Raw genomic sequence first — 12,517 nt, 5'->3', positions numbered from 1 at the left:
CTTACCCGGCCTACCAGCCTTCAACCGGGTTAGCTTACAAACCTGCGCGCATCGATTCTTTGCAGCAACATTGACAGCAGCAGGCTGACAACCAGCGTAACGGTAAATATCCAGACAATATCCAGCACCGGCCAGCTTTTAAGCTCAACACCGCGGGTGCGCAGGGCGTGGATCACCAGCGCGTGAAAACCGTAAATGCCCAGCGAGTGGCGAGAGATAAACCCCAGCACCGGAAGCGGGCGGGCATTCAGGGTGTTTTTAACCAGCGTCAGCAGAGAGATCGCGCAGATAAAGACCATCGGCCCGCAGTAGAGATACCAGGTATCGGCAAAGTTGCCGCGCCATTGCAGCTCATGCAGCGTCCCGCGAGAGATAATAAACACACCGACGAGAAACGCGGCCGCGCATAGCCAGTTTATTCCTCGCTTTTGCGTCTCCATCATGCCAATGGCGCGCCCCAGCATGCCGTACAGCACGTAATAAAACGTATCCCCGGTGATATAAAGGTTAACGGGCAGCCATTCAAAGCCATCAATTTTCTGTGAAACGGTATTCGGGTTGGCCACGATCCCGATTATTACCATCAAGGCCAGCAGCATTTTACCGCTGACGTTTTTTACCTGAATTAACGGTGACACCAGATAGATAACGATTATCGCGAAGAAAAACCACAGATGATAGAACACCGGTTTTTGCAACAAATTGAGCAGGGAACGTTCAGCGTTAATTGAAGTGAACAGGATGATATAGAGCAGCGAAATGGCGCTGTAAAACAGCAGACAGGAGACAATACGGATGAAATGTCTTGGCTGCGTGCTACGCTCGCCAAAAAAGAGAAAACCGGAAATCATAAAGAACAGCGGGACGCTCACGCGGGAGGCCGAGTTCAGAATATTGGCGACATCCCAGTTAACAGGGCTGATACTGTGCGCGTTCGTGACATACCAGGTCGTTGTGTGGATCATCACCACCATCAGACAGGCTATTCCCCGCAGGTTATCAATCCAGTTAATTTTTGACTGCATCAGTTCCTCTGTATTCCTGATAAAAAAAGTGTGACTGCGATTGTGTAAAACTTTTCCCTTGGAAAATTCTGAGTTTAGCCAGGCTAACTTGTAGGGAGCTGGCGAGATTCGCAGAATGACGGACTTTAATCTATAAACGTGTTGCTACTAAAAATAACAGCCACTGACCAGGGCGGTAATAAAAATGATGATGAAGCGTGGGGTGTCACTCTTTCTGCTGCTCTTATTAACAGGATGCAGTGCTTCTGAGGAGATACCTGTCCAAAAAGCGCAGCAGGGGAAAATGAGCCCGGAGCGTTCCCTGAATATGGAACAGCTGTGCAGGGATCAGGCGGCTCACCGCTATAATTCCGAAGCACAGAAAATTCATATAAACGGCTTCGAGCGCTTTCAGGGCAGCTATGAACTGAAAGGCTATACGGCGCGTAAAGAGGGCTTTGTCTGCTCTTTTGATGCAGACGGCCAGTTTTTACATCTCTCAATGCGTTAAATTGCTCGTATAAGCAGCAACCAGAGCCTTCGCAGGTTCTGGCTGTAGGGCTTATTCCCCAATTTTCCCTAAACAACCCCGTTTCGTACTGTATATCTTGCAGCCAGCGGGTATACTGATCCCTTCCATTTAAAACCACACGTATCCAGCACGAAATACTATGCAAAAGTTTGATACCAAGACCTTCCAGGGCCTGATCCTGACCTTACAGGATTACTGGGCTCGTCAGGGCTGCACCATTGTTCAACCTTTGGACATGGAAGTTGGCGCAGGCACCTCGCACCCGATGACCAGCCTGCGCGCGTTAGGGCCAGAGCCAATGGCGACCGCCTATGTGCAGCCATCCCGTCGTCCGACCGATGGCCGTTACGGCGAAAACCCGAACCGTTTGCAGCACTACTATCAGTTCCAGGTGGTGATTAAGCCATCACCCGACAACATTCAGGAACTGTACCTCGGGTCACTGAAAGAGCTGGGTATGGATCCAACCATTCACGACATTCGTTTCGTGGAAGATAACTGGGAAAACCCAACGCTGGGTGCCTGGGGTCTGGGTTGGGAAGTGTGGCTGAACGGCATGGAAGTGACCCAGTTCACTTACTTCCAGCAGGTTGGCGGTCTGGAATGTAAACCGATTACCGGCGAAATCACCTATGGTCTGGAACGTCTGGCCATGTACATTCAGGGCGTAGACAGCGTTTACGACCTGGTCTGGAGCGACGGCCCGCTGGGTAAAACCACCTACGGCGACGTGTTCCATCAGAACGAAGTGGAGCAATCCACCTATAACTTCGAATACGCGGACGTGGACTTCCTGTTCACCTGCTTCGAGCAGTACGAGAAAGAAGCCCAGCAGCTGCTGGCGCTGGAGACTCCGCTGCCGCTGCCTGCCTACGAGCGTATTCTGAAGGCTGCCCACAGCTTCAACCTGCTGGATGCCCGCAAAGCGATCTCCGTGACTGAACGTCAGCGCTACATTCTGCGTATTCGTACCCTGACCAAAGCCGTTGCAGAAGCTTACTACGCGTCCCGTGAAGCCCTTGGCTTCCCGATGTGCAACCGAAACAAATAAGAGGCGGCCATGTCTGAGAAAACTTTCCTGGTGGAAATCGGCACTGAAGAGCTGCCACCAAAAGCCCTGCGCAGCTTGGCTGAATCTTTCGCTGCGAACGTCACTGCTGAGCTGGATAACGCTGGCCTAGCGCACGGTAAAATTGAGTGGTTTGCCGCGCCGCGTCGTCTGGCGCTGAAAGTGGCAAACCTGGCGGCGTCCCAGCCGGATCGCGAAGTTGAAAAACGTGGCCCGGCCATTGCTCAGGCGTTCGACGCGGAAGGCAAGCCGAGCAAAGCGGCAGAAGGCTGGGCGCGCGGCTGCGGCATCACCGTTGATCAGGCCGAGCGTCTGACCACCGACAAAGGTGAATGGCTGCTGTACCGTGCCCATGTGAAAGGCGAAAGCGCCGAAGCGCTGCTGCCTGACATGATCGCGACCTCGCTGGCAAAATTGCCGATTCCTAAGCTGATGCGCTGGGGCGCGTCCGACGTACACTTTGTGCGTCCGGTTCACACCGTGACCCTGCTGCTGGGCGATACCGTTATCCCGGCGACCATTCTGGGCGTGGCGTCCGATCGCGTGATCCGCGGCCATCGCTTTATGGGCGAGCCGGAGTTCACCATCGACAATGCTGACCAGTACCCGCAGATCCTGCTGGAGCGCGGCAAGGTCATTGCTGACTACGAACAGCGTAAAGCCAAAATCAAAGCGGACGCAGAAGACGCGGCGCGCAAAATTGGCGGAAACGCTGACCTGAGCGACAGCCTGCTCGAAGAGGTGACCTCGCTGGTCGAATGGCCAGTTGTACTGACCGCGAAATTCGAAGAGAAATTCCTGGCCGTTCCGGCAGAAGCGCTGGTGTACACCATGAAGGGTGATCAGAAGTACTTCCCGGTTTACGCCAACGACGGCAAGCTGCTGCCAAACTTCATCTTCGTGGCGAACATCGAATCGAAAGATCCGAGCCAGATTATCTCCGGTAACGAGAAAGTGGTGCGTCCGCGTCTGGCGGATGCCGAGTTCTTCTTCAACACCGACCGTAAAAAACGTCTGGAAGATAACCTGCCGCGTCTGCAAACCGTACTGTTCCAGCAGCAGCTGGGTACGCTGCGCGACAAAACCGACCGTATCGCGGAGCTGTCCGGCTGGATTGCCCGTGAAATTGGCGCCGACGTAAACCACGCTACCCGCGCGGGCCTGCTCTCCAAGTGCGACCTGATGACCAACATGGTGTTCGAATTTACCGACACCCAGGGCGTGATGGGTATGCACTATGCGCGTCACGATGGCGAAGCGGAAGACGTGGCGGTAGCCCTGAACGAGCAGTATCAGCCGCGCTTTGCCGGTGACGATCTGCCGTCTAACCCGGTTGCCTGCGCCGTGGCGATTGCCGATAAGATGGACACCCTGGCGGGTATCTTCGGTATCGGTCAGCATCCGAAAGGCGATAAAGACCCGTTTGCGCTGCGTCGTGCTGCGCTGGGCGTGCTGCGAATCATCGTAGAGAAGAACCTCAACCTCGATCTGCAAACGCTGACCGAAGAAGCGGTACGTCTGTACGGCGATAAGCTGACCAACGCGAAGGTTGTGGATGATGTTATCGACTTTATGCTCGGTCGTTTCCGCGCGTGGTATCAGGACGAAGGTTACTCCGTTGATACCATTCAGGCGGTGCTGGCGCGTCGTCCGACCCGTCCGGCAGATTTCGATGCGCGTATGAAAGCGGTATCCCACTTCCGTACGCTGGAAGCGGCGTCTGCGCTGGCCGCGGCCAACAAGCGTGTATCCAACATCCTCGCAAAATCCGACGAAACGCTGAACGAGCGCGTCAACGCTGCAACCCTGAAAGAGCCGGAAGAGATTTCTCTGGCGATGCAGGTTGTGGTGCTGCGCGACAAGCTGGAGCCGTATTTCGCGGAAGGTCGCTACCAGGAAGCGCTGGTGGAGCTGGCGGAGCTGCGTGACGTCATCGACGCCTTCTTCGAGAAGGTGATGGTGAACGTGGAAGATAAAGAGCTGCGGATTAACCGTCTCTCGATGCTTGAGAAACTGCGTGAGCTGTTCCTGCGCGTGGCGGATATTTCGCTGCTGCAATAACGTAAAAAACCCGCCCCTGACAGGCGGGAAGAACGGCAACTAAACTGTCTCTCTTCGCCAATGGCGCCATAACTGCGTTGGCTGCGCTCGTTCACCCGAATCACTTACTAATGTAAGCTCATCGGGATTCGCTCGCTTGCCGCCTTGTTCTGACGTCATTGGCTTTGAGATACTTTTCCTTATTTACACCCTCTCAAACACCGTCGCGATCCCCTGACCCAACCCGATACACATCGTTGCCAGTCCGAACTGGGCATCTTTGCGTTCCATCAGGTTAATCAGCGTGGTACTGATACGCGCCCCGGAGCAGCCCAGCGGGTGACCGAGGGCGATCGCGCCGCCGTTGAGGTTAATCTTCTCGTCGATCTGATCCATCAGCCCCAGATCTTTAATGCACGGCAGGATCTGCGCGGCGAACGCTTCGTTCATCTCGAACAGGTCGATATCACTTGCGCTCAGCCCCGCTTTTTTCAGCGCCAGTTTTGACGCCGGAACCGGGCCGTAGCCCATGATGGAAGGATCGCAGCCCACGACCGCCATCGAACGCACGCGGGCGCGTGGCGTCAGGCCTAATTCGCGGGCGCGGCTTTCGCTCATTACCAGCATCGCGGCGGCACCGTCGGACAGGGCAGACGAGGTGCCCGCCGTTACCGTACCGGTGACCGGATCAAACGCCGGACGCAGGGTAGAAAGCGCTTCGACCGTGGTTTCCGGGCGGATAACTTCGTCGTAGCTGAACTGCTTCAGTACGCCGTCTGCGTCGTGACCGCCGGTTGGGATGATCTCATTCTTAAAGGCACCAGACTGCGTGGCGGCCCAGGCGCGGGCATGCGAGCGTGCGGCAAACGCATCCTGCATCTCACGGCTGATGCCGTGCAGACGGGAGAGCATCTCGGCGGTCAGGCCCATCATACCGGCGGCTTTCGCCACGTTGCGGCTCATGCCAGGATGGAAATCGACCCCGTGGCTCATCGGCACGTGGCCCATGTGCTCCACGCCGCCCACCAGACAGGCCTGCGCATCGCCGGTCATGATCATCCGCGCCGCGTCGTGCAGCGCCTGCATCGACGAACCGCAAAGACGGTTGACGGTGACGGCCGGAACCGAATGCGGGATCTCCGCCAGCAGGGACGCGTTACGGGCAATGTTGAAGCCCTGCTCCAGCGTCTGCTGCACGCAGCCCCAGTAGATATCGTCCAGCGCTGCTGGGTCCAGCGCCGGGTTACGCGCCAGCAGGCTACGCATCAGATGCGCGGAGAGATCTTCCGCGCGCACGTTACGGAATGCACCGCCTTTTGAACGGCCCATCGGGGTGCGAATCGCATCAACAATGACAACCTTTTCCATTGTGACTCCTTAAGCCGTTTTCAGTTCGCCAACCGGACGGGCTGGCTCAACTGCTGGGTAGTAGGGTTCGTTATGGCGCGCTTTGTTACGCAGCCCTTCCGGCACCTCATAAAGCGGGCCGAGGTGCTGGTACTGCTGAGCCATATCGAGATAGCGGGCGCTGCCGAGCGTATCCAGCCAGCGGAACGCGCCTCCGTGGAACGGAGGGAAGCCGAGGCCGTACACCAGCGCCATATCCGCTTCTGCCGGGCTGGCGATAATGCCTTCTTCGAGGCAGCGCACCACTTCGTTGACCATCGGGATCATCATCCGTGCGATGATCTCATCGTCGGTGAAGTCGCGTTTTGGCTGACTGACGTCGGCCAGCAGGCCATCCACCGCCGGATCTTCTTCTTTCTTCGGTTTGCCTTTGCTGTCTTCTTTATAGCGCCAGAAGCCCAGACCGTTTTTCTGACCAAAGCGGTTGGCGTCGAACAGGGCGTCAATGGCGTCGCGATAATCTTTCTGCATGCGCTGCGGGAAGCCCGTCGCCATCACCGCCTGCGCGTGATGGGCAGTGTCGATGCCGACAACGTCCAGCAGATACGCCGGGCCCATCGGCCAGCCGAACTGTTTTTCCATCACCTTGTCGATTTTGCGGAAGTCTGCGCCGTCGCGCAGCAGCTGGCTGAAGCCGGCGAAGTAAGGGAACAGCACGCGGTTAACGAAGAAGCCCGGGCAGTCGTTAACCACGATCGGCGTTTTGCCCATCTTGCTCGCCCACGCCACCACTTTGGCGATGGTTTCGTCGGAGGTTTTTTCCCCTCGGATTACTTCAACCAGCGGCATGCGGTGCACCGGGTTAAAGAAGTGCATCCCGCAGAAGTTTTCCGGACGCTTCAGCACGCTCGCCAGTTCGCTGATAGGAATAGTGGAGGTGTTAGAGGCCAGCACGGTTTCCGGACGCACCTTGTCTTCGGTTTCGGCCAGTACCGCTTTTTTCACTTTCGGGTTCTCGACGACCGCTTCAACCACCACGTCCACACGGTCGAAACCGCTGTATTCCAGCACTGGCTGGATGGTGGAGATCACGCCTGCCAGCTTCAGACCGTCAATTTTGCCGCGCTCAAGCTGTTTATTCAGCAGCTTGGCCGCTTCGGTCATGCCCAGCGTCAGGGATTTCTCGTTGATGTCCTTCATCACCACCGGCACGCCTTTCCAGGCAGACTGGTAGGCGATGCCGCCCCCCATAATGCCCGCGCCGAGTACCGCCGCGTGTTTTGGCGTTTCAACGTTTTTGGTGAGTTGTTTGGCTTTGCCCTTCACGAACTGATCGTTAAGGAAGATACCAACCAGCGCGCGGGCTTCGTTGGTGTGCGCCAGCGGGACAAAGCTCTGGTTTTCCAGCTTCAGGGCGTCATCACGGCCCAGACGGGCTGCCGCTTCAACGGTTTTCACCGCCGTGATCGGTGCCGGGTAGTGTTTACCCGCCGTCTGCATCACCATGCCTTTGGCGATGGTGAAGCTCATGGTGGCTTCAATTTTGCTGAGCTTCAACGGCTCTAGTTTCGGCTGGCGTTTGGCTTTCCAGTCGAGATCGCCATTAATCGCCTGACGCAGAATGGCGACAGCGCCTTCAATCAGTTTGTCAGGCTTAACCACGCCGTCCACAAGACCGATTTTCTGCGCCTGTTCCGCGCCCACATCTTTCCCGGCGGCAATGATTTCCAGCGCGCTATCGGCACCCAACATGCGCGGCATACGCACCGAGCCGCCAAAGCCCGGCATGATGCCCAGTTTGGTTTCCGGCAGGCCGATGCGCAGGTCCGGGGTCGCCAGACGGTAATCAGTGGCTAACACGCATTCGCAGCCGCCGCCCAGCGCGTAACCGTTAACGGCAGAAAGGGTCGGGACAGGCAGATCTTCCAGACGATTAAAGACGCTGTTCGCGAAATACAGCCACTGGCTCAGCTGTTCTTCGGGCACCAGGAACAGCGACAGGAATTCGGTGATATCCGCGCCAACGATAAAGGCCGCTTTGTTGGAGCGCAGCAGCAGCCCTTTTAAATCTGATTGCTTTTCAAGTACATCCAGCGCCTGGCCAAGACTGGCCACCGTCGCGGTATCAAGCTTGTTCACTGAGCCGGGGGCATCGAACACCAGTTCGGCAATGCCATCTTCCAGCCAGTCTACGTACAGGGTGTCACCTTTGTAGAGCATGTCGGTCTCCTGAATCCAGCAATTGGATCTGGTCATACCAGATGAAACGGAGTGTGGAATTTATGTTAATAAAATGCAAATTAGTCATTAAGAAATTGCTGCGCTGATCACGGTCGGTGGAAATCACGCAGCCGGAGTGAGGTGTGCTAAGATGCGATGACTTGAGGTCAAAAAAACGAAAGGAAGAATGATGGACTCACTGGCTTCGCTTTATAAAAATCATATCGTTACCCTACAGGAACGTACCCGCGATGTACTGGCCCGCTTCAAGCTGGATGCCCTGCTGATCCACTCCGGCGAGCTGATGAATACTTTTCTTGATGACCATGCTTATCCCTTCAAGGTTAACCCGCAGTTTAAAGCCTGGGTGCCTGTCACGCAGGTTCCAAATTGCTGGCTGCTGGTGGATGGCGTGAACAAGCCGAAACTGTGGTTCTACCTGCCGGTCGATTACTGGCACAACGTGGAGCCGCTGCCGACCTCATTCTGGACCGAAGAAATTGACGTGATTGCGCTGCCAAAAGCAGACGGCATTGGCAGCCAGCTGCCAGCGGCGCGCGGCAACATCGGCTACATTGGTCCGGTTCCTGAGCGTGCGCTGGGTCTGGATATTCCGGCAGATAAACTCAACCCGAAAGGCGTGCTGGATTATCTGCACTACTATCGCGCCTACAAGACCGACTACGAACTTTACTGCATGCGTGAAGCGCAAAAAACGGCGGTGAATGGCCACCGTGCGGCGCACGAAGCGTTCCAGTCCGGTATGAGCGAGTTCGATATTAATCAGGCCTACCTGACGGCGACCGGCCACCGCGATACCGACGTGCCGTACAGCAACATCGTGGCGCTGAATGAACATGCCTCGGTTCTGCACTACACCAAACTGGATCATCAGGTTCCGGCTGAGATGCGCAGCTTCCTGCTGGACGCGGGGGCTGAGTACAATGGTTATGCGGCAGACCTGACCCGTACCTGGGCGGCGAATGCGGACACCGATTTTGCGCAATTGATCAAAGACGTGAACGACGAACAGCTGGCGCTGATTGGCACCATGAAAGCCGGAACCAGCTACGTGGATTATCACATCCAGTTCCATCAGCGCATCGCTAAACTGCTGCGTAAGCATCAGATTGTCAAAGACATGAGCGAAGAGGCGATGGTTGAGAACGATCTGACCGGGCCATTTATGCCGCATGGTATCGGTCACCCGCTGGGTTTGCAGGTTCATGACGTCGCGGGCTTTATGCAGGATGATACCGGTACGCACCTGGCGGCACCGTCTAAATATCCTTATTTGCGCTGCACCCGCGTTCTGGCGCCGCGTATGGTATTGACCATCGAGCCGGGCATCTACTTTATTGAATCCCTGCTGGCGCCGTGGCGCGAAGGGCAATTCAGCAAGCACTTCAACTGGGAGAAAATTGAAGCGCTGAAGCCGTATGGCGGCATTCGTATCGAGGATAACGTGGTTATTCACGAGAACAGCATTGAGAACATGACGCGAGATCTGAAGCTGGCCTGATGGAAAGCTGGCTGATACCGGCCGAGCCGGTCACCTTTGTTGAGGAAATCAAGAAAAGCCGCTTTATCACGCTGCTGGCGCATACCGACGGCGTGGAGGCGGCGAAGGCGTTCGTCGAGTCCGTCCGCGCGCAGCACCCCGATGCCCGCCATCACTGTGTGGCGTGGGTCGCAGGGCCGCCAGACGACTCACAGCAGCTCGGGTTTTCTGACGACGGTGAACCGGCGGGTACGGCCGGAAAACCGATGCTATCCCAGTTGATGGGCAGCGGCGTGGGTGAAATCACCGCCGTTGTTGTCCGCTACTACGGGGGCATTTTGTTAGGCACCGGAGGGCTGGTTAAAGCCTACGGAGGTGGTGTCCAGCAAGCGCTTAATCTGCTGATAACAACCCGCAAAACGCCACTTACGGAATATACTTTGTTATGCGATTACGCCCAGCTATCGGGTATCGAAGCACTGCTTAAACAGTTTAACGGTGTCATCGCACACAGTGATTATCAGGCAATGGTGCAATTACGCGTGGCGCTTCCTCAGGCGGAACTGGCTGCTTTTTCAGCAAAACTCGCTGATTTTAGTCGCGGTTCATTGCAATTACTGCCGATTGAAGAATAATCCCCACCTCACAATTTTGAATACCTAAGGAAGCGGCAGAGATGCATTTTCGTGCCATTACCCGAATCGTTGGATTGCTGGTCATACTTTTCTCCGGGACAATGATCATTCCCGGACTGGTGGCGCTCATCTACCGGGACGGCGCGGGGCGTGCATTTACGCAAACCTTTTTTGTCGCGCTGACGATTGGCTCCCTGCTGTGGTGGCCAAACCGCCGTGAGAAAGGTGAACTGAAATCCCGGGAGGGGTTTCTGATTGTGGTCCTGTTCTGGACGGTACTGGGAAGCGTGGGTGCGCTGCCGTTTATCTTCTCCGAACAACCGAATCTCACCGTCACGGATGCGTTTTTTGAATCGTTCTCCGGATTAACGACCACCGGCGCCACCACGCTTGTGGGGCTGGATTCGCTCCCGCATGCGATTCTCTTTTACCGGCAGATGCTCCAGTGGTTCGGCGGTATGGGGATCATCGTCCTGGCGGTAGCTATCCTGCCCATTCTGGGCGTCGGGGGGATGCAGCTTTACCGGGCGGAGATGCCCGGCCCGCTGAAAGATAACAAGATGCGCCCGCGTATTGCGGAGACGGCGAAAACCCTGTGGCTTATCTATGTCCTGCTGACGGTGGCCTGCGCGCTGGCGCTGTGGTTTGCCGGGATGCCTGCGTTTGATGCCATTGGGCATAGCTTTGCGACTATTGCTATCGGCGGGTTCTCCACCCACGATGCCAGCGTCGGCTACTTCGACAGCCCGACAATCAATACCATCATTGCCATCTTTTTGCTGATCTCAGGCTGTAACTACGGTCTACACTTCTCGTTGCTTAGCGGACGGAGCCTGAAGGTGTACTGGCGCGACCCGGAATTCCGGATGTTTATTGGCGTCCAGCTGACCCTGGTGGTTATCTGTACCCTGGTACTGTGGTTCCACGATGTTTATAACTCGGCGGTCACGACCCTGAACCAGGCCTTCTTCCAGGTGGTATCGATGGCGACAACCGCTGGTTTCACCACGGACAGTATTGCGCGTTGGCCACTGTTCCTGCCGGTGCTGCTGTTGTGCTCTGCGTTTATCGGCGGTTGCGCCGGGTCAACGGGCGGCGGTCTGAAGGTGATCCGCATTCTGCTGCTGTTCAAGCAGGGGAACCGTGAGTTGAAACGTCTGGTCCACCCGAATGCGGTTTACAGTATTAAGCTGGGGAACCGCGCGTTGCCGGAGCGCATCCTCGAAGCGGTGTGGGGATTCTTCTCCGCTTATGCGCTGGTCTTTATTGTCAGTATGCTGGCGATTATCGCCACGGGCGTGGATGATTTCTCTGCCTTCGCCTCTGTGGTGGCAACGTTAAACAACCTGGGGCCGGGGCTGGGCGTCGTGGCGGATAACTTCGCCAGTATGAACCCGGTGGCGAAGTGGATCTTAATCGCCAATATGCTGTTTGGGCGTCTTGAGGTCTTTACGCTGCTGGTGCTGTTTACCCCAACATTCTGGCGTGAGTAAGGAGACATTGGTGAAAACGTTAATTCTTTTCTCAACGCGTGACGGGCAAACGCGTGAGATTGCTTCATATCTGGCTTCCGAACTCAAAGAGCTGGGCATTTATTCTGATGTGGTGAACCTGAATCGCACAGAGCAGATTGCCTGGCAGGATTACGACCGCGTGGTCATTGGCGCTTCAATTCGTTACGGCCATTTCCATTCGGCGCTGGATCGCTTTGTGAAAAAGCATACGGCGGAGCTCGCTCAACTGCCTGGCGCGTTTTACTCGGTCAACCTGGTTGCCCGTAAAGCGGAGAAGCGTACGCCGCAGACCAACAGCTATACGCGCAAGTTTTTGCTAAGTTCGCCATGGCAGCCCGATATCTGTTCTGTCTTTGCTGGCGCGCTGCGTTACCCGCGTTACCGCTGGTATGACCGCTTTATGATCCGCCTGATCATGAAAATGACGGGCGGGGAAACGGATACGCGTAAAGAAGTGGTTTATACCGACTGGGCCCAGGTCGCCAGTTTTGCCCGTGAAATTGCGCGTTTAACGGACGATGCGCGGGATAAATAAGCGTTGAGTTTGAAAAGTGAGCGAACGAAATTTTTTTTGTATTTAGTGCTTGTCACTTCAGAAGAACTCCCTATAATGCGCCTCCACTGACACGGAACAACGGCACGCAAGCCGCCGGGT

10 protein-coding genes are annotated in these 12,517 nt (G+C 56.0%); 7 read left to right on the top strand and 3 right to left on the bottom strand.

What is annotated here, in order from left to right:
* Positions 1–29: 29 nt before the first annotated feature.
* Entirely contained in the window at positions 30–1,025 is a 996-nt protein-coding gene (locus tag L379_RS23675; protein WP_032651912.1) for an acyltransferase, read from the bottom strand.
* Between the two features lie 184 nt (positions 1,026–1,209).
* Here L379_RS23675 and L379_RS23680 point away from each other — a divergent pair, with 184 nt between their 5' ends.
* The 3 genes from L379_RS23680 to glyS all read left to right on the top strand — a co-directional run bounded on the left by L379_RS23680 (position 1,210) and on the right by glyS (position 4,666).
* Positions 1,210–1,515, top strand: a complete 306-nt coding sequence (locus L379_RS23680) for a YsaB family lipoprotein (protein WP_017693801.1) — start codon at positions 1,210–1,212, stop codon at positions 1,513–1,515.
* Positions 1,516–1,675: 160 nt separating this feature from the next.
* A complete protein-coding gene (gene glyQ / locus L379_RS23685) occupies positions 1,676–2,587 on the top strand; it encodes a glycine--tRNA ligase subunit alpha (protein WP_003860141.1) in 912 nt (303 codons plus the stop codon).
* A gap of 9 nt (positions 2,588–2,596) precedes the next feature.
* The gene (gene glyS, locus L379_RS23690) at positions 2,597–4,666 is read left to right on the top strand and encodes a glycine--tRNA ligase subunit beta (protein ID WP_006808596.1); all 2,070 of its coding nucleotides are present in this window, start codon (positions 2,597–2,599) and stop codon (positions 4,664–4,666) included.
* Between the two features lie 183 nt (positions 4,667–4,849).
* On the opposite strand, the gene fadA is transcribed toward glyS, so the two are convergent.
* Complete coding sequence (fadA, locus tag L379_RS23695) at positions 4,850–6,013, bottom strand: acetyl-CoA C-acyltransferase FadA (protein ID WP_000416981.1); 1,164 nt, start codon at positions 6,011–6,013, stop codon at positions 4,850–4,852.
* Positions 6,014–6,022: 9 nt separating this feature from the next.
* Positions 6,023–8,212, bottom strand: coding sequence for a fatty acid oxidation complex subunit alpha FadB (gene fadB / locus L379_RS23700; protein ID WP_032651910.1), 2,190 nt, complete (start codon positions 8,210–8,212; stop codon positions 6,023–6,025).
* Positions 8,213–8,402: 190 nt separating this feature from the next.
* Between fadB and pepQ the strand changes: the two genes are divergently transcribed.
* The 4 genes from pepQ to hemG are packed head-to-tail and all read left to right on the top strand — an operon-like array spanning position 8,403 to position 12,397.
* Entirely contained in the window at positions 8,403–9,734 is a 1,332-nt protein-coding gene (pepQ, locus tag L379_RS23705; RefSeq protein ID WP_017382602.1) for a Xaa-Pro dipeptidase, read from the top strand.
* Positions 9,734–10,348, top strand: coding sequence for an IMPACT family protein (locus L379_RS23710; protein ID WP_015572737.1), 615 nt, complete (start codon positions 9,734–9,736; stop codon positions 10,346–10,348). Before pepQ ends, L379_RS23710 begins: the two co-directional genes overlap by 1 nt.
* Positions 10,349–10,389: 41 nt before the next feature.
* Positions 10,390–11,841 (top strand): Trk system potassium transporter TrkH, encoded by a 1,452-nt coding sequence (trkH, locus tag L379_RS23715; RefSeq protein WP_006808591.1) that lies wholly within the window; start codon positions 10,390–10,392, stop codon positions 11,839–11,841.
* A gap of 10 nt (positions 11,842–11,851) precedes the next feature.
* Entirely contained in the window at positions 11,852–12,397 is a 546-nt protein-coding gene (hemG, locus tag L379_RS23720) for a menaquinone-dependent protoporphyrinogen IX dehydrogenase (protein ID WP_032651908.1), read from the top strand.
* Positions 12,398–12,517: the final 120 nt, after the last annotated feature.

The organism is Enterobacter sp. MGH 33, assembly GCF_000534535.1.
Lineage (GTDB): Bacteria > Pseudomonadota > Gammaproteobacteria > Enterobacterales > Enterobacteriaceae > Enterobacter > Enterobacter hormaechei_C.
The sequence above is the reverse complement of the archived record's forward strand: the minus strand, read 5'-3'. Positions and strand labels throughout refer to the sequence as shown.